The organism is Frigidibacter sp. RF13 (assembly GCF_026626305.1).
Lineage (GTDB): Bacteria > Pseudomonadota > Alphaproteobacteria > Rhodobacterales > Rhodobacteraceae > TMP-24.
In genome coordinates this window covers 325,686-343,108 of record NZ_JAPNUE010000003.1, presented here as the reverse complement: position 1 = coordinate 343,108, position 17,423 = coordinate 325,686, and the positions used below count along the sequence as shown (strand labels likewise).

Here is a 17,423-nt window from a genome sequence, read left to right as displayed (position 1 = left end):
AGGTTCAAAATGGGATTAGCACTCATGTCTGCTGAGTGCTAACGCGCCGTAGTTAGGCGTCACGCGGACGTGAGTCAACGGCGATAGCCAGGAAATTTTTTCAAGAGAGGGAAGCAGCCTACGGCTTAATCGCGCCCCTTAGGCCGATGCCGACCAGGCCGGCATTGATCAGGAGATAGGGCGAGGTGTTACCGAAGGTGGCACTTACCGCCTTCGCCCAGTCGCCGAGGTGATGGACCGGCTCGAAAGCGATGAAAAGCCCGGCCGCGACCGGCGCTGCCGAGGCAATCCAGGTGAGCGATCTGGGTTTGAAATATCGGCGGCTGCGCTTCATCGGTTTCTCCTTTCCGGACATCTGAGCAGGTGTGGCTTGCATGAGAGTGAAAGCAGCGCACGGAGACTGGCCATCCCGTACAACCCATGGCAGTCTCCCTCGACCACCCGAACCACAAGGCCCCGCATGTTCCGCTCCGCTCTCGCTGCCCTCGCGCTCCTGCTCGCGCCCACTGCCACTACCGCACTGACCTGCGCGGGCGAGGACATGATCGCTGCCCTCCCCCCCGCCGACCGCGCCGAACTTGACGCGGCGACCGAGGCCGCCCCCTACCCGTCGGGCAACCATTGGCGCGCGGTGAAGGATGGCAGTGTGATCGACATCGTCGGCACGATGCATATCTACGATCCCCGCATGGATGCGCCGGCCGAGCGCCTTCTGCCGGTAATCCGTGCCGCCGATGCGATCTATCTGGAAGCCACCGACAAGGAGATGGAGGCGATCCAGTCCGCAATCGCCACAAGGCCCGACCTCATGGTCTCGACCGGGCCCACCCTGCCCGAACGGTTGAGTGAGCCTGAATGGCAGGCGCTTTCCGCCGCCATGACCGAACGCGGCGTCCCGCCCTTCATCGCTGCAAAAATGCAGCCCTGGTATGTCTCGGTCCTCCTGTCGATGCCACCCTGCGCGATGGGAGCGATGGCGACGGGCGCCGACGGGCTCGACCATCTGATCGGCGAGGCGGCGAAGGCCGAGGGCAAGCCGCTCCATGCGCTCGAACCTTATGACACGATCTTCCGGATCTTCGGCACGATCTCGGCCGAGGAGCAGATCGACATGCTGCGCACCGCCTTGCCGACGGTGAGCCAGTCCGAAGACATGCTGCGTACCATGATGGAAAGCTATTTCCGCGAAGACCATCGCCAAATCATGGACTTTGCCCGCCTCGCGGCGATCCGCGCCTTGCCGGATCAGGCCGAAACCCTGAACCGCGACTTCGCCGAGATGGAGGAAGCCTTGGTCTATGGCCGCAACCGCGCCTGGGTGGAGATCCTGCGCGATGCGGCCCCCGGAAAGACTCTGCTCGTGGCGGTCGGCGCCGGACATCTGTCGGGCGAGGACGGGCTTCTCAGCCTTCTGGAACGCGAAGGCTACAGCCTCGAACGCCGCCCCTTCTGACGGGAAGCGGCCCGGGCCATTCCGCCCGGACCGCGCCTGTTTAGCCGCGCGGCCCCCCGGCCTTGCCGGGCAGGAACTTCGGCTTCAGCCGGGGGGCGCCCTTCGCCGCGCCCCCGGCCTTTCCGCCCGCTGCGGATTTCAGATCAAAGCGCGATGTCGCGGGCGGATTGGACAAAAGCTTTCCTTGGCCACCCGCCGTCAGCGGTGGCATCTTGGTCTTTTTCGGCATTCATGTGCCTCATATGGAAAATGGCTGACTGGCCTGCGACAGCAGACCGCGACCGGCCCGAAGGCTCAGGCGGAAAGGTCCATTCTCAGGGCACTCCTCATGATCGCTGTTGGTGCGGCGGCGAATCTGGCGCGGCCCGGTTCACACCCGCCAGGGGGTCAGCGCTTCAGGTCCATGTCACGACACTCCTCATGAGAGGTGGCGATGGTCATGCGGCTGGCCGTGAATGTCAAGGCGCAGGACAGTACCTGACAGGGCGGCGCGGCGCCATAGCGGGTCTGCCCAGCAGGCCGGGATGGTATCGAACCCGGGGCAGTATGCGCGCGCCGCCCTGTCACTTACTCGAAAACATCTCACACCACTCACAGGTCCAGCAGGACTGTCCCCAGTTTCAGTTGAAGGGGAGGCAGACAGGAGTCAACAATTATGCACAGGATCATTGATTTTTCGCACACCCCCATGGCGCCGTGACAACAGGTGCGAAGCTGCTATAAGGCGGCCGATTTCCAATGAACGGACCCAGCCATGACCACCCTCGTTTTCGGCCACAAATCGCCCGACACCGATTCCACCGGCTCACCCATCATCTGGGCCTGGTACCTGTCTGAAGTGAAAGGCACCGCGGCCAAACCCGTCCTCCTCGGCGAACCCAACACCGAAGCCGCCTTCGTGCTGAAGCACTGGGGCCTCGAGAAGCCCGCGATCATTGCGGACGTCTCGGCCGAGGACAGCGTCGTCATCGTCGACACCAACAACCCCGCCGAACTGCCGCCCTCGGTCAACGAGGCAAAGATCCAGGGCATCATCGACCACCATATGCTGGTCGGCGGCCTGAAGACCCGCAGCCCGATCGACATCACCATCCGGCCCCTCGCCTGCACCGCGACTATCATGCACGACCTGATGGGTGCCGACCTCGCGAAGGCGCCGAAGGCGATCAAGGGCGCGATGCTCTCCTGCATCCTCTCCGACACGCTGGAATTCCGCTCGCCGACCACGACCGCACACGACAAGGCCGTGGCCGAGAAGCTCGCAGCCGACCTCGGCGTGAAGATCGCCGACTATGCCGCCGAAATGTTCGCGGCCAAGTCCGATGTGTCAGCCTTCTCTGACGCCGAACTCTTGCGGATGGATTCCAAGGAATACAACATCGACGGCAAGGAACTGCGCGTCTCGGTCTTGGAAACCACCTCGCCCAAGGCCGTCCTCGACCGCAAGGCCTCGCTCATGGCCTCGATGGAGGGTGTGGCAAAGGAAGACGGCGCCGACCAGGTCCTTCTCTTCGTCGTCGACATCCTGAAAGAAGAGGCGACGCTCCTTGTGCCGAATGATCTGGTGAAGCGCATCGCCGAAGCCTCCTTCGGCGCTAAGGTCGCGGGCGACACGGTCGTGCTGCCCGGCATCATGAGCCGCAAGAAGCAGATCATTCCGGCGCTGAAGATGTAACCGGACGCCGCCGCCCTTCCCCGGGCGGCGGTACGTTTGTCGGGACGTTGTCGGGACGGATGCCATACGCGAAACCGACGCATGCCCTACGCCCGTTCCAAGTGAAGGAGCCCGCCCCATGACCCGTATCATCCAGTCGCTGGCCGAGATCGGCGCGGATTATGACGCGCTCTTCTGCGACCTCTGGGGCTGCGTCCATGATGGCATCCGCCCCTACCCCGCCGCCGTCGCCGCGCTGCAAGCCTACCGCCAGCGCGGCGGCAAGGTGGTGCTGGTCACCAATTCCCCCCGACCGCGCGCCAGCGTCGCCGAACAGCTCGATCGGCTGGGCGTCCCCCGCGACGCTTGGGACACGATCGCCTCCTCGGGCGACAGTGCGCGCGCGGCGATGTTTCAGGGCGTCGTCGGCACGAGGGTCTATTTCATCGGGGATGGAGACACCGACGTCGGCTTCTTCAGTCCCTTGAAAATCCTTGAAAATCCGGTCGAAATTACCAAGGTGCCGCTGGACGAGGCCGAGGGCATCGTCTGCACCGGCCCTTTCGACCCGATGGCCGATCCCTCCGTCTACCGCGCTGATTTTCTCTACGCCAAAACCAAGGGCCTGAAGCTCCTCTGCGCCAATCCCGACATCGTCGTGGACCGCGGCGAGGTGCGCGAATGGTGCGCGGGCGCCCTCGCCCAACTCTATACCGAAATGGGCGGCGAAAGCCTTTATTTCGGCAAGCCCCACCCGCCGATATACGATCTTGCCCGCCGCCGCCTCGCCGCGCTCGGCGATATCGAGGACCCGCGCATCCTCGCGGTGGGTGACGGTATCGCGACCGACATACAGGGCGCGATGGGCGAAGGCATCGACGCGCTCTTCATCACCGGCGGCCTCGCCGCCGCTGAATTCGGCTTAGACGTCGAAAACCCCGACCCCGCCCTGCTCGACCGCTGGCTCGCCGAGGCACAACTTTCGCCCGCCTACAGCGTCGGCCGCCTGCGCTGATCTGCAATTTCCTGTCCGGAAATACTCTCGGGGGAGCGCGAGGCAGCTGAAAGCCCCCTCGCATGGATCGCCCGCGCCAGCGGGCGAAACATCCGTAACCCACAAAGCAACATTGTTGCCTCATATGTCAAAAAAACAGTCGTAAATTACCAAGTCGATTGCGCCGCGCCGCAGCATCATCTATGCTGCAGCGCAAACAACCCCGGGACTCACGATGATGCTCGACAATCAGCCGCGCGGAACCATCTGCATCGAGGATCTCGAGATCGGCATGAGCCGCTATCTGCAGAAGACCATCACCGACCACGATATCGAGCTGTTCGCCGAGGTCTCGACCGACCGCAATCCTGTCCACCTCGACGAGGCCTATGCCCGTGACACGATCTTCGAGGGCCGCATTGCCCATGGCATGCTGACTGCGGGCCTCATCTCGGCGGTGATTGGTGAACAGTTGCCCGGCCATGGCACCGTCTATCTCGGCCAGACGCTGAAGTTCATGGCCCCCGTCCGCCCCGGCGACACCGTCCATGCCGAAGTCAAGGTCCTGGCCATCGATCATGCCAAACGCCGCGTGACCCTTGAAACCCATTGCGCCGTGGGCGATAGGGTGGTCCTGAAGGGCGAGGCGGTCGTACTGGCGCCAAGCCGCAAGTTCGACTGATAGCGGGCGGGCCATCCGCCGACAGGGGCAGATGCGCACGCATACCGATTGGCAAGGGATAGACCCGTCCGCCCGCGGCGCGACTGTCGCCATGGGCAATTTCGATGGCGTCCATCTCGGTCACCAGGCGGTGATCGATCAGGCCCGCGCCGCTGCGCCCGCGCCCCTCGGTATTCTCACCTTCGAACCCCATCCCCGCCAGTTCTTCGCCCCCGCAGCCCCCGCCTTCCGGCTGATGAATGCCGAGGCGCGTGCGCACCGGCTGGAGAAGCTCGGCGTCGCCCAGCTCTACGAGCTGCCCTTCGATCACCGTCTCGCGGGGATGGAGGCGGAGACCTTCGCCAAAGAGGTCCTGTCGGAGGGTCTTGGCGTGTCGCATGTAACGGTCGGCGCGGATTTCTGCTTCGGCAAGGGCCGCAAGGGCACTGCCGACACGCTGAGGGCGCTCGGCCAACGCTTCTGCTTCGGCGTCACGATAGCCGAGATCGTGCGCTTCGCCGGTCTCGACATTTCCTCCACCAATATCCGAGCCGCCCTGACCGAAGGCCGCCCCCGCGACGCTCAGGCCATGCTCGGCCACTGGCACCGGATCGAAGGCGCGGTGCTGCATGGCGAAAAGCGCGGGCGCGAGCTTGGCTTTCCCACCGCCAACATGGCGCTCGACGGGTTGCACCTGCCGAAGCTCGGCGTCTATGCGGTGAAGGTCGATGTGCTGACCGGCCCGCAGGCGGGCAGCTACAATGGCGCGGCAAGCCTTGGCGTCCGGCCGATGTTCGGGGAAAACCAGCCCAACCTCGAAACCTACCTCTTCGACTTCGCAGGCGACCTCTACGGCCAGCACCTGTCTGTCGCGCTCGTCGATTACCTGCGCCCCGAGATGCGCTTTGACGGTCTTCCCGCGCTCATCACCCAGATGAACGCCGATTGCGACCGCGCCCGGACGATCCTCGGCCAGCTCTGACCCCTTCCCTTTCATCGGCCCGTCGGCCAGAGTGGGCCGCCATGAAAGACAAAGCCCTTCGCCCCGACTTCTGGACCCTGCCGCTCTCGCGCCTCAACACGGCGGAATGGGAGGCACTTTGTGACGGCTGCGGCAAATGCTGCCTGAACAAGCTCGAGGATGACGAGACGGGCGAGGTGCATTTCACCAATGTCGCCTGTCGCCTTCTCGACGCCGACAGCTGCCGCTGCACCCAGTACCGGACGCGCAAGACCTTCGTGCCCGAATGCGTGGTGCTGACCAAGGGCGGCATCGACAAGGTCGCCTACTGGCTGCCCCAGACCTGCGCCTACAAGCTTCGCGCCGAGGACCGGCCGCTGGAACCCTGGCATCCGCTGATCTCGGGCGATCCGGAAAGCGTGCATCAGGCGGGCCAGTCGGTTCGGGGCTGGACGGTCTCGGAATTCACCGTCCATGAGGACGATTGGGAAGATCATATCATCGAGGACCTGTGATGGAATTCGCCTCCGACAATACATCGGGCGCCGCGCCCGAAGTGATGGCCGCGCTCACCGCCGCGAACGACGGCTACGCTCCCTCCTACGGCACCGATCCGATCATGGACCGGGTGCGCGCGCTGATCCGCGACACGTTCGAGGCGCCCGAGGCCGCGGTCTATCTGGTGCCGACCGGCACGGCGGCAAATTCGCTCGCGCTCTCGCTCGCCTGCCCGGTCTGGGGCACGGTCTATGCCCATGAAGAGGCGCATATCGTGGTGGACGAATGCGGCGCGCCGGAATTTTACATCGGCGGCGGACGTATCACCGGAATCGCCGGCGCACACGGCAAGATCACGCCCGGGGCGCTTTCCGCGCGCCTGGCCCAGACCCCGCAGGGCGGTGTCCATCACCATCAGCACGGCGCGCTCAGCCTGACGAACCTGACCGAGGCGGGCACCTACTACCGACCGGCAGAGGTGGCGGCGCTGACCGCGCTCGCCCGCGCCGAAGGCATGGCGAGCCATATGGACGGCGCGCGCTTCGCCAATGCGCTAGTGGCCTCTGGCGCAAGCCCGGCCGACATGACCTGGCGGGCCGGCGTGGACCTTCTATCCTTCGGCGCCACGAAGAATGGCTGCCTGGGCGTCGAGGCCCTGGTGGTCTTCGATCCGGCCAAAGCCTGGGAGCTTGAGCTCCGGCGCAAGCGCGGCGGCCATCTTTTTTCCAAGCACCGCTACCTGTCGGCGCAGATGGAGGCCTATCTGACCGACGGGCTCTGGCTGCATCTGGCGCGCCAGTCAAACCGCATGGCCGCGCGCCTGTCGGAGGGCCTCGCCGCGCTGCCGGGCGGCAGCCTCGTGCATCCGACCGAGGGCAATATCGTCTTCGCGAGCCTGCCACGATGGCTGCATCGCAAGGCGATGGCGGCGGGCGGGCATTACTATCTCTGGCCCTTCGACCAGAGCCTAGATGGCCTGGACGATACTCCCCTCTCGGCGCGTTTCGTCTGTTCCTGGTCGACGACCGAGGCCGAGGTCGAGGCCTTCCTCGACCTGCTGCGGGCGGACTGAGGGGCCGCTCATCGGTCCGTGCCGTCCCTCTTCGCTGCGCCCGCGACGAGCGCCGAAGGCGACGAGGAGCCCCAGGGGAGTCTATGGTCAGTCGCGCGACAGGTTGATGTCGATCAGCCCCGCGACCTGCACCGGGTGAGTGATCGGCAGCATATGCCCCGCCCCCGGTACCTCCGCGAGGCCGACATCGGGCAGGCGCGCGGCGATCGCCTCGGCGATCGCGCCGATGACCGGCGGGCTGTCGCCCCCCACGATGATCATCACTGGCAGGTCGAGCATCTCAAGCCGCCCTTCCGCGAGAATGCCGAAATTATCCTCGATCAGGCCCGGATCGCCCGCCGCGATCAGATGGATACGGTCGGCCATATAGGCGCGGGTCCGGGGCTCGATCTCTTCCCATGCCGTGCCGGTGCCCCAGATCCGGGTAAAGCTCTCGGCCGCTTCCATCCGCGCGCCTTTCGCGAGCGCCGTCACATAGGGCGACATCGCCTCTGCCCAGGCGTCAAACTCCGGCGTGCCCCGCGCGGCGGCGAACAGCACCGGCTCGATCAGGGTGAGTGTCCGGACGAGGTCGGGCCGGTCGAGCGCAAGCTGAAGCGCCGCGACCGCGCCGCCGGAATGGCCAATGAGATCGACCGGCTCCTCGCCGATCAGCTCTTCGGCGACCGAACGGCAAAGCGCGACATAGTCGGACCGGCCGTCCCAGTCGGATGACTTGCCATGACCGGGCAGATCGAAAGCATCGATCGCGATCGGCTCCTCGAGCGCCGCGAAACAGCCCTTCCAGGCGCCGGAATGCGCCAGCGAGCAATGCAGCGCCAGCCCGCGCCGCGCGCCCGCGCCATAGCGCACCTGAAAAATCTGCGTGCTTTGCACAACGTCCCTGGCCATATGCCCTCCAACAAATTGCCGCGACCCTATCCGGGTGATAGAGGCAGTGCAACGCGCCCGAATCCCCAGACCTCGCCGGACCGACCCGGCAAGAACCGAACCCCGGCCCCCGCGACAAGGACGACACATGCCCGTGATGACCGAACCGAAACTCATTTCCGGCAATGCCAACCGCCCGCTCGCCAGCGCGATCGCCCGGCGCATGTCGATGCACCGGGGGGTGAATGTGGGCCTCGTCGATGCGCGGGTCGAGCGGTTCAACGATCAGGAGATTTTCGTTGAAGTGTTCGAGAATGTCCGCGGCGAGGACATGTATATCATCCAGCCGACCTCGAACCCGGCGAACGACAACCTGATGGAGCTTCTGATCATGACCGATGCGCTGCGCCGGTCATCGGCCAGCCGCATCACCGCCGTGATCCCCTATTTCGGCTATGCCCGCCAGGACCGCCGCGCCAAGGCCCGCACGCCGATTTCGGCCAAGCTGGTCGCGAACCTTCTGACCGAGGCAGGGGTGGACCGCGTCCTGACGCTCGACTTGCATGCCGCGCAGATCCAGGGCTTCTTCGACATTCCGGTGGACAATCTCTACGCCAGCCCGATCTTCACTTTGGACATCGAACACCACTTCAAGGGCAAGATGGAAGAGCTGATGATCGTCTCGCCCGATGTGGGCGGCGTGGCGCGCGCCCGCGAGATCGCCAAGCGGATCAACGCCCCCCTCGCCATCGTCGACAAGCGGCGCGAGAAGGCAGGCGAAGTGGCGGGCATGACCGTCATCGGCTCGGTCGAGGGCAAGAGCTGCATCATCGTCGACGATATCTGCGACACGGCCGGCACGCTCTGCAAGGCGGCCGAGACGCTGATGGAAGCGGGCGCCAAAGAAGTTCACTCCTACATCACCCACGGCGTCCTTTCGGGCCCGGCGGTCGAGCGGATCGAGAATTCGGTGATGAAATCGCTGGTCATAACCGATTCAATCCAGCCGACTGAACCGGTGAAAAAGGCCCGCAATATCCGCATCGTGCCGACCGCGCCGATGTTTGCCCAGGCGATCATGAACATCTGGAACGGCACGTCCGTTTCATCGCTCTTCGAGGTCGAGACGCTGACGCCGATCTACGAAGGCATGTACAGCCGCGGATAAGCCACAGCGCGACGGCCCGGTCGCCGGATGTCCGTCGACGCCACGCTGCGGCCTCTCATAGCGACACTTGGTCCCGGTTTTGCACCTAAGGGGAGCATCGGCGAACCGCTTGTTGCAGCTCAGATCCCAACCGATCGGACGCTCACGGTCCTCGCGCAGTCGCGCCGCCTAGGGTCAGGACTCGTTCTCGTTTCATAGCCAGAACATGACGGTTGCGGCGAGGGCGACGGCGGAGAGGAAGACCTTCGGGCATCTGTCGTAGCGGGTGGCGACGCGTCGCCAGTCCTTGAGCCTTCCGAACATGATCTCGATCCGGTTGCGGCGTTTGTAGCGGCGCTTGTCATGCTTGATTGGTTTTCCTCGAGACTTCCAGCGGGGATGCAGGGCTTTATCCCCTTGTCTTTCACCGCTTCCCTGAACCAATCAGCGTCATAACCGCGGTCGGCCAGCAGCCAGTCCGCCTTTGGTAGGCTTCCCAGCAGGGCCGCTGCACCGGTGTAATCGCTGACCTGGCCTGCGGTCATGAAGAACCGGATCGGGCGGCCATCGGCATCGGCTACGGTATGTAGCTTGGTGTTCATGCCACCCTTGGTTCGCCCGATCAGCCGGCCCCTCTGGTCGTCTGGTCCCCCTTTTTCGACCGCAGGCTGGTCGTCGTGCGATGCGCCTTGAGATAGGTCGCATCAATCATCACCGTCTTGGGAACGGCGACCTGGGAGGCCAGACCAGCCATCATCCGGGCGGAGACCCCCTTGTCGCTCCACCGCTTCCAGCGGTTGTAGAGGGTCTTCGGCAGTCCATATTCCTTCGCTGCATCGCACCACCGCAACCCATTGCGATTGATGAAGATAATCCCGCTCAATACCCGCCGGTCATCGACGCGAGGCTTACCGTGGCTCTTGGGGAAGAAGGGCCGAAGCCGGGCCATCTGTGCGTCCGTGAGCCAAAAGAGGTTGCTCATCGGTCAGTCTCCTTGCGGAGGCTGAATCACGCCGCAAGCGGATGATCAATGGGTCCTGACCCTAGCGAGAGCGACCGCCCGGTGCGCCACTTTATGCGCCGCACGCGGCCCTGCAAAGCGCGCTCTCGGGGCTTCTGGTCCTCGGCGCGGCGGCCTGTGTCTACTGGCAGGCGGCCATGAATGGCGCGCCTGCCGAGCAGCTGCGGGCGGCGACCTATCTGACGTTGCTGCTGGGAATCGTCGGGCTGATCTTTGCCAACCGCGCGCTTGGCGCCCCGCCCCTCGCGGCATTCCGGCGGCTGAGCCGAGCGATGATCATCGTGCCGGTCACGGTCGGGACCGGGATTGCCGGGGTCTTCTTCACGCCGTTCGGTCGAACGACCTTCGGGCTCGGGGTCCTTGACCGCGACGGCCTGATCCTGTCCGGGCGCGCGGTAGTCGGCGCCTTTCTCGGAATGCTCCTTCTCAAGGCACGCTTAACTGCTCTGGCATCCCGGTCGGCGGGCTAAGTGCCCGGCGCCGGCTCGACACGGACGCCGTCGGCGACCTGATCGTTGGGATGCAGGATCACCCTATCGCCCGGCGCGATCCCTTCGGTGACGGCAGCATACCGGGCATTGCGCTCGCCAAGCGTGATCCGCCGCTGTTCGGCCCGCCCGTCGGTGACGACGAACGTCGCCCAGTCGCTGCCGACGCGGAAGAGCGCGCCCACCGGGATCGCGGTCAGGTCCTGCCCCTCCCAAACCCGGATCCGGGCGGTGATCCGGTAGCCATCGCCCAGGTGCGACTGGTCGGCGGCGGCGGCCGCGTCAAGGCCCAGAACGACCCTGACCCTCTGTTCCTCGATCCCCAGCGCCGAGATGCGGGTCGTGGCGGACGGGTCGATGCGCAGGACCCGAGCGGCAAGGGCCGGGCCGCCCCAGCCGTCGATCGCGGCCTCGGCGCCGGGCGCGACTCGGACCGCATCTGACGAAAGCAGATCGACCTCGATCTCCATGTCGGCAGGATCGCCGATTTCCAGAAGCGGCTGGCCGGGCTGCACGATTTGAGCGCTTTCGGTCAGCACCCGCAGCACCTCGCCCGAAGCCGGTGCCATGACATCGGTGCAGCAGACGGCAGCCTCGCCCGCCGCATCATCCTCGCTCAGGGCTGCCTGGGCGCTGTCACGTTCGCGCTCGCGCACGGCAAGGTTGGCCCGGGCGCTCGCGACCGCCGCTTCGGCCGCGGTGAGGTCGAGCTGCGCCATGTCATAGTCGCGCTCCGAAATCGCTCCGCGCTCGCGCAGCGACGAGGCCCGCGCTGCATCGCCTTGACGGAAGCCAAGCTGGGCGAGCGCCCGCGCCACCTCGGCCCCGGCCAGTCCCACCGCGGCCTCGGCCGCCTGCAGCCCTGCCTCGGCCACCCGCCGCGACCTTGCGTCCAGAAGCGCGGACGGCGCCGGGCGGATGCGGGCGACGACGGTTTCGCCTGCCACAACCCGGTCGCCGGCATGCAGTTCCAGCCGCAGCATCCGCCCCGCGATCGGCGCCGAGACGGTGAAGACTTCGCGGATGCGGGCCTCGCCCTCTTCCTCGATCTCGACCGCGATCGCGCGCCGTTCGATCAGCTCGGTCTCGACCGGCACCGGGCGCGGCCAGAAGGCCCAGAGGAAAGCGGCCAGGATGGCCAGAGCGACGGCCAGGATGGTGAGGCGGCGTTTCATCTCATTCCCTCGTCTTCAGAACCTCGATCATGTCGAGCCGGTTGATGCGGCGGCGGATCAGCAGCGCTGAGCCGATGGCCGAAGTGATGACGATCAGGCTCGCCGTCGCATAGACGTCCCGGGTAATCACCAGCGGGATGCGGTAGAGCTCCGAGCTGAAGGCGGCGACCACAGCGTGGGCGAACCCATAGCCGATCAGCCAGCCCAGCGGCTGGGCGATCAGCACGACCACGGCCAACTCGGCATAGAGAATGCGCGCGACCTCGGCCCGGGTGAAGCCGAGAACCCGCAGGCTGGCAAGCTCGCGCCCCTGTTCGGACAGGGCGATGCGGGCGAAGTTATAGACCACGCCCACTGCAATGATGGCGCCAAGGATAGTATAGACCGTGACCATGATCAGGATGTTCTCGGCCAGTGTCTCGCGGAACTTGGCAAGCGAGACCTTGAGGAGCGAGAGGAACCCGGTCATCGGCGTTTTCCTGGCCGTGACGAAGAAATCCGCCTGGCGGACAGGGTCGAGCGCCAGATGGACGCCCGAGACGCGCCCCCGCTCGCCGGTCATCCGGCCAAGCGCCTCAAGGCTCGTGGCGGCCCCGAGCCCCAGATAACCGAGGCTGATGCCGCTGACCGGCGTCGTGAAGTGCCGCCGGTCGCCGCCGAGAAGTGCCACCTCGACCTGGTCACCTATCCCGACCCCGAGAATGCGCGCCAGCGCCTCGGACAGGATCACGCCGTCCTCCGGCATCGACATCGGCCGTTCGTCGGTGCCGAGGATGCGCGACAGCTCGGCATCGCCCTCCGGCTTGCCCATCAGCGCCACCCGGCGCGAGACATGGCCATTGCCGATCCGGGCCGCGACTGCCCGGAAAGGCTCGGCCGCCATCACGCCGGGCAGGCGGGCGGCGGCATGGAGGGCGGCCATCGGCCGTTCCTCGCCGAAGGTGATCATGGCGTCCTGCCGGTCGGAGCGGAAGAAGGCGATGTCGATCATCCGGTCGATTGAGCCGGAACTCCATTGCGAGCCGACAAGCACGCTGCCGGCCAGCGCCACGCCGAGGATCGAGGCCCCGGTCCGCAACGGCCAGCGCAGGAGATGGCGCGCGACCATGACGCCCGACTGACGTAGGAAGCGGGCGGCTTCGAAGAGATCGCCGAAAAGCCGTCGGTAGCGCACCGGCGCGGGCGGCTGCATGGCGACGGCAGGCGGCAGCCAGGCGACAGAGCGGACGGCATTGGCCGCCCCCGCGACGGCGGCGCCAAGGGTGATGAGCGCCGCGATCCCGTAGACCGACGGGTCGCGGCTGAAGATGAGAAAGGGGAAATGGAAGAAGCGCGCATAAAGCGTTGCCAGCCCCGCACCCAGCCAGGCCCCCGCAACAAAGCCGATGGCTATGCCGAATGCCGCGATGGCCAGCACGAATTCCACATAATGCCCGGCGATCGCCAGTGGCCCATAGCCGATCGCTTTCAGAAGCCCGATCTGCTCGCGTTCCAGCGCGACAAGCCGCGCGAGGGTCATGTTGACCAGAAAGGCCGCGACCAGCAGGAAGATCGGCGGCAGCACCCGGCTCATGCCGCGCAGCTGCTGCAGTTCCGCATCGAGGAAAGCATGGCTCAGCTGGTCCTTCCGCCCATAGGCGCCGGTTCCGCCATATGGGGCGAGCAGATCGTCGAGCCTGGCGATGACTGCGGCTTCCGATGCCCCCGGCGCCAGCTTCAGCGCGACGTTCGAAAAGGCGCCCTCAAGGTCATAGGCTGCCGCCAGCGCCTTGTCGGACATCCAGACGATCCCGAAACGGCGCTCGTCGGGCATCATGTCGCCCGGGCCGAGCGCATAGATATATTCGGGCGACAGGGCGACGCCCGAGATCAGGATATCGCGCGCGCGCCCGTTCATGATGACCGTGAAGCGGTCGCCGGGCCCAAGCGCGTGTGCCGTGGCGAAGCCCTCGGAAATGACCGCCTCGGCACTGGCCCGCGGATCGGGCATGCGCCCCAGGCGCAGATGCAGCCGGTTGAGCGCCGCCGGATCGTCCCCGGGAGAGGAGATCAACATCGCATTGCCCGGCTCCGCCATCCCGTCGATCCGGGTCAATGCCAGCCGCGCGATTCGGGTCTGAACTGCCAGAACGCCGTCGATGGCGGCGATTCGGACCGATAGCGAGCACGGCGCGCGGGTGACATCGGCGAAGAGGTCGGCAAAGCGGTTCTCGGCATAATAGGCCGCGCGGGTCCGGTCGAGCGAGGCATGGGCGCCCACGCCCAGAACCAGCGTCGCCACGCCCGCCGCCATCACCAATGCAATCGCCAGCGCTTGCGCCCAGAGCCTGCGCAGATCGCGCAGAAGCTTCAAACGCAAGGGCGACAGCGTCATCACCAACTCACCTCCGCCGGTGCCTTGCGGGTGGCATTCACCTCGTCCGACAGGATCGTGCCATTCGCGAACCGCACCACCCGGTGGGCGATTTCTCGGATCGCGACATTATGGGTGATGACGAGCGTCGTCGCGCCCACCGCCGCATTCACATCGGTGAGCGCCTCCAGCACCTTGACGCCGGTATGGCTGTCAAGCGCACCCGTCGGCTCGTCGCACAGAAGCACTTCGGGCCTCTTGGCGATGGCGCGGGCGATGGCGACGCGCTGCTGTTCGCCGCCCGACAGCTGGGCGGGGAAATGGTCCATCCGGTCAGACAGCCCGACCATGGCCAGCGCCTCCTCCGGCGCCATCGGCCGCCGCGCGATTTCCGTCACCAGGCGCACATTCTCGCGCGCCGTCAGACTGGGCACGAGATTGTAGAACTGAAAGACGAAACCGACATGATCGCGCCTGTAGCGCGTCAGCGCCGCATCGCCTCCCCGCGTCAGCTCATGGTCCATGAACCAGACATCGCCGGACGTGGCGGTATCGAGCCCGCCGACGATGTTGAGAAAGGTCGATTTGCCCGAACCGGACGGCCCGAGGATCACGATGAATTCCCCCGTTCGCGCCTGAAAATCGACGCCGCGCAGCGCCTGCACCTCGATCTCGCCGGTCCGGTAAAGCTTCGAGAGGCCCCGGACACGAAAGACGGGCGGGTCGATCCCGGTTGGTGCGGCGCGGTCTTCCATAAGTGGTCTTTCGCAGATGGAAACACTCCCCGCCTTGATCGCGATCAAGAAAGGCAGGCGGCAGCACAGGCCGACGCGCCCGGCGAAAGGTCACGTCACGCGAGCCCCAAGATAGGCCGCGATATGCGCAAAACCGGGTTCTGGCAGACTAATTCGAACTCGTCTCAGTGAGGACAGTGACGCTGTCCTTTATGCCGCGCAGAGACCACGCCACTCGGTAAGAGCAGCGGCGCGGTTGGCCTTAAAGTGGTGTCTGCTGGAAAGGCTGCGTTCCGAATTGAAATGGTTCAAAACAGAAGCGTGGATCTCGGAGGCGAACATCGGGCCGAAGCGATGCCACCAGAACCGCACCGTTTCGTGGCTGATGTCGATCCCACGTTCGTGGAGTAGATCCTCGACGTTCCGGAGCGACAGCGGGAACCGGACATACATCATCACCGCCAGGCGAATGATCTCGGGACTGGTTTTGAAGTACTTGACGGGCGAGCGTTTGATCATGCCCGGACGCTACGTGGCGGCTGCACCGCCCTCAAGCCGAGTTCTTCTGACAGGACCTACGATCCTCTTGGCGTGCATCGAATGAATTGATTGAGCGAGAAATTGATCCAGTTGATGTGCGGCTGCGTATCCGAGTTATGTTAGACCTGAATGTCGATATTCCATGCACTGGTCGGTATGTGCCCTTGGTGCCTCGAATCGAAAGCAGACAGGTGTCCAAACCAATGGCCGAATTATCGCAGCAAACCGTGTGGATGCTGGCCGTAAGGGACAAGCGTGACCGTCAGGCCTTTTCGGCGATGTTCGATCATTTCGCGCCGCGCCTGAAGGGAATGATCATGCGCTCGGGAATCGCCGCGCATCAGGCTGAAGAAATCGTTCAGGAAGTGATGCTGACTGTCTGGCGCAAGGCATCGATGTTTGATCCGCACCGCGCGCAGGTGTCGGCTTGGATCTACCAGATCGCCCGCAACCGGCAGATAGACATTCTGCGCAAGGAGCGCCGACCAGAGCCAGAAGAGTTGATCGAGGATCCCGGTGAGGAACCCGATGCCAGCCAGATCCTTTCATTGGAACAGGAAGCGACGGAACTGAAGAATGCCATCCGGCAGCTTTCCGGCGAGCAGCGCGAGATGATCGAGAAGGCCTATCTTGGCGAGTTGACCCATCAAGAGATCAGCGCCCAGACCGGGCTGCCACTAGGGACAATCAAATCGCGTATCCGGCTGGGGCTGGAACGGCTGAGACACGAGCTTAAGGGAATGCGTTGAATGACCGCAATCACCCATCATACACCCGATGCCATGCTGGCTGCCTACGCTGCTGGTTCGCTGCCGCAGCCCTTCGCGCTGGTCGTGGCCAGCCATGTATCACTTTGCGTCGATTGCCGCGCCGCGTTGGAATCACACCATTTGGTGGGGGGGACCGTGTTGGAAACCGCCGATGCGGTTGCGGTTTCAGGCGATCTGAAAGCTCATATCTTCGCCCTTATGGATGTGACGTTCGTGCCGGAGCCTACTATAAGACGGTCTGGCATCTACCCCGGGCCCTTGGCCGAGATGCTGAAAGGCGGCAACCCACGTTGGAAGTCGTTGGGTGTAGGCGTGCGTCAGGACATTCTCATGGCAAACGATGCAGGTTCGGTGCGACTTCTATTCATTCCGCCCGGTCAGGCGGTGCCTGACCATGGGCACAACGGGCTGGAACTGACACTCGTGCTGCAAGGGAGTTTTACCGACGAAACCGGAAGCTTCGGCGTCGGCGATCTTGAGGTCGCGAACGAAGGCCTTGATCATACGCCGGTAGCAGGGCCCGGCGAGGCCTGCATCTGTCTGGCAGCGACCGATGCGCCGCTGCGCTTCCGCTCGCTTATACCGCGTCTTTTGCAGCCGCTTTTCCGGATCTGATTGCAATTTCCCATCATGGCGAGAGCAGACAGCAGAACCGGGTTCTCTCTGTTTTTCAACTTATTCAATTACTTAAATCACGTGTTCGCGATCCGATGATCCATTTTAGGTCGCCCCCGTACTCTTCGTAGGAGCTTTGAGTCAGACCGGACAAAGCGGCTCACCAACACTGAGACTACAACATGAAATCCACTGTGCAGACCGCCGCCGCCGCACTTGCCATCGCGGTTTCAGCAAGCGCTGTGCAGGCCGCCAACATCGTTGAGATCGCCGCCGGGGATGTGGTCGTGGCCGACATCATGACCGACAACGGCGTGATCCATGAGATCGACAAGGTCTTGCTTCCGGGCGAGCGCCCCACCTGCCGCTAACACTGCGGACTTCCGGCCTAATTGGCCCTATTGAGTGAAGAAGACC

Annotated in this window: 17 protein-coding genes and 3 pseudogenes; 12 read left to right on the top strand and 8 right to left on the bottom strand. The window is 64.7% G+C overall.

Going from position 1 to position 17,423, the window contains the following annotated elements:
• Nucleotides 1-118: 118 nt before the first annotated feature.
• Entirely contained in the window at nt 119-334 is a 216-nt protein-coding gene (locus OU426_RS09800) for a hypothetical protein (protein ID WP_267633766.1), read from the bottom strand.
• A gap of 126 nt (nt 335-460) precedes the next feature.
• Between OU426_RS09800 and OU426_RS09795 the strand changes: the two genes are divergently transcribed.
• Complete coding sequence (locus OU426_RS09795; RefSeq protein WP_267633765.1) at nt 461-1,453, top strand: TraB/GumN family protein; 993 nt, start codon at nt 461-463, stop codon at nt 1,451-1,453.
• A 40-nt stretch (nt 1,454-1,493) separates the two neighbouring features.
• Here the strand turns inward: OU426_RS09795 and OU426_RS09790 are convergent, their stop codons facing one another.
• Complete coding sequence (locus OU426_RS09790) at nt 1,494-1,682, bottom strand: hypothetical protein (RefSeq protein ID WP_267633764.1); 189 nt, start codon at nt 1,680-1,682, stop codon at nt 1,494-1,496.
• A 525-nt stretch (nt 1,683-2,207) separates the two neighbouring features.
• Between OU426_RS09790 and OU426_RS09785 the strand changes: the two genes are divergently transcribed.
• The 6 genes from OU426_RS09785 to OU426_RS09760 all read left to right on the top strand — a co-directional run bounded on the left by OU426_RS09785 (nt 2,208) and on the right by OU426_RS09760 (nt 7,293).
• Nucleotides 2,208-3,128 carry a manganese-dependent inorganic pyrophosphatase gene (locus OU426_RS09785; protein ID WP_267633763.1) on the top strand — a complete coding sequence of 307 codons (921 nt, stop codon included), beginning with the start codon at nt 2,208-2,210 and terminating at the stop codon, nt 3,126-3,128.
• A gap of 118 nt (nt 3,129-3,246) precedes the next feature.
• Nucleotides 3,247-4,122 carry a TIGR01459 family HAD-type hydrolase gene (locus OU426_RS09780; RefSeq protein ID WP_267633762.1) on the top strand — a complete coding sequence of 292 codons (876 nt, stop codon included), beginning with the start codon at nt 3,247-3,249 and terminating at the stop codon, nt 4,120-4,122.
• A 217-nt stretch (nt 4,123-4,339) separates the two neighbouring features.
• The gene (locus tag OU426_RS09775) at nt 4,340-4,783 is read left to right on the top strand and encodes a MaoC family dehydratase (RefSeq protein WP_267633811.1); all 444 of its coding nucleotides are present in this window, start codon (nt 4,340-4,342) and stop codon (nt 4,781-4,783) included.
• A gap of 31 nt (nt 4,784-4,814) precedes the next feature.
• Nucleotides 4,815-5,744: a bifunctional riboflavin kinase/FAD synthetase gene (locus OU426_RS09770; RefSeq protein WP_267633760.1), complete on the top strand. Its 930-nt coding sequence runs from the start codon at nt 4,815-4,817 to the stop codon at nt 5,742-5,744.
• 41 nt (nt 5,745-5,785) lie between these two features.
• Nucleotides 5,786-6,238, top strand: a complete 453-nt coding sequence (locus tag OU426_RS09765; protein WP_267633759.1) for a YcgN family cysteine cluster protein — start codon at nt 5,786-5,788, stop codon at nt 6,236-6,238.
• Nucleotides 6,238-7,293, top strand: a complete 1,056-nt coding sequence (locus tag OU426_RS09760; RefSeq protein WP_267633758.1) for a threonine aldolase family protein — start codon at nt 6,238-6,240, stop codon at nt 7,291-7,293. The genes OU426_RS09765 and OU426_RS09760 overlap by 1 nt, the downstream gene beginning before the upstream one ends.
• Before the next feature lie 87 nt (nt 7,294-7,380).
• Here the strand turns inward: OU426_RS09760 and OU426_RS09755 are convergent, their stop codons facing one another.
• The gene (locus tag OU426_RS09755; protein WP_267633757.1) at nt 7,381-8,184 is read right to left on the bottom strand and encodes an alpha/beta fold hydrolase; all 804 of its coding nucleotides are present in this window, start codon (nt 8,182-8,184) and stop codon (nt 7,381-7,383) included.
• Nucleotides 8,185-8,311: 127 nt separating this feature from the next.
• Here OU426_RS09755 and OU426_RS09750 point away from each other — a divergent pair, with 127 nt between their 5' ends.
• Nucleotides 8,312-9,331 (top strand): ribose-phosphate pyrophosphokinase, encoded by a 1,020-nt coding sequence (locus OU426_RS09750; RefSeq protein WP_324289808.1) that lies wholly within the window; start codon nt 8,312-8,314, stop codon nt 9,329-9,331.
• Nucleotides 9,332-9,523: 192 nt separating this feature from the next.
• Here the strand turns inward: OU426_RS09750 and OU426_RS09745 are convergent.
• Nucleotides 9,524-10,292, bottom strand: a pseudogene (locus OU426_RS09745) (IS5 family transposase).
• An 83-nt stretch (nt 10,293-10,375) separates the two neighbouring features.
• Here OU426_RS09745 and OU426_RS09740 point away from each other — a divergent pair.
• Nucleotides 10,376-10,801: pseudogene (locus OU426_RS09740) on the top strand (hypothetical protein); the annotation flags it as partial.
• On the opposite strand, the gene OU426_RS09735 reads toward OU426_RS09740, so the two are convergent.
• The 4 genes and pseudogenes from OU426_RS09735 to OU426_RS09720 all read right to left on the bottom strand — a co-directional run.
• Nucleotides 10,798-11,994, bottom strand: a complete 1,197-nt coding sequence (locus OU426_RS09735; protein WP_267633755.1) for an efflux RND transporter periplasmic adaptor subunit — start codon at nt 11,992-11,994, stop codon at nt 10,798-10,800. The pseudogene OU426_RS09740 and the gene OU426_RS09735 sit on opposite strands and share 4 nt — an antisense overlap.
• A gap of 1 nt (nt 11,995) precedes the next feature.
• Entirely contained in the window at nt 11,996-14,368 is a 2,373-nt protein-coding gene (locus OU426_RS09730; protein ID WP_267633754.1) for an ABC transporter permease, read from the bottom strand.
• Nucleotides 14,368-15,102, bottom strand: a complete 735-nt coding sequence (locus OU426_RS09725) for an ABC transporter ATP-binding protein (protein ID WP_267633753.1) — start codon at nt 15,100-15,102, stop codon at nt 14,368-14,370. The genes OU426_RS09730 and OU426_RS09725 overlap by 1 nt, the downstream gene beginning before the upstream one ends.
• A gap of 303 nt (nt 15,103-15,405) precedes the next feature.
• Nucleotides 15,406-15,600, bottom strand: a pseudogene (locus OU426_RS09720) (IS6 family transposase); the annotation flags it as partial.
• A gap of 224 nt (nt 15,601-15,824) precedes the next feature.
• Between OU426_RS09720 and OU426_RS09715 the strand changes: the two are divergent.
• The 3 genes from OU426_RS09715 (at nt 15,825) to OU426_RS09705 (ending at nt 17,377) form a co-directional block, all read left to right on the top strand.
• Nucleotides 15,825-16,370, top strand: coding sequence for a sigma-70 family RNA polymerase sigma factor (locus OU426_RS09715; protein ID WP_267633752.1), 546 nt, complete (start codon nt 15,825-15,827; stop codon nt 16,368-16,370).
• On the top strand, nt 16,371-17,006 hold the full coding sequence (locus tag OU426_RS09710) for a ChrR family anti-sigma-E factor (RefSeq protein ID WP_267633750.1): 636 nt from the start codon (nt 16,371-16,373) through the stop codon (nt 17,004-17,006).
• Nucleotides 17,007-17,188: 182 nt separating this feature from the next.
• A complete protein-coding gene (locus tag OU426_RS09705) occupies nt 17,189-17,377 on the top strand; it encodes a fasciclin domain-containing protein (protein WP_267633749.1) in 189 nt (62 codons plus the stop codon).
• The last annotated feature ends 46 nt before the right edge of the window (nt 17,378-17,423 follow it).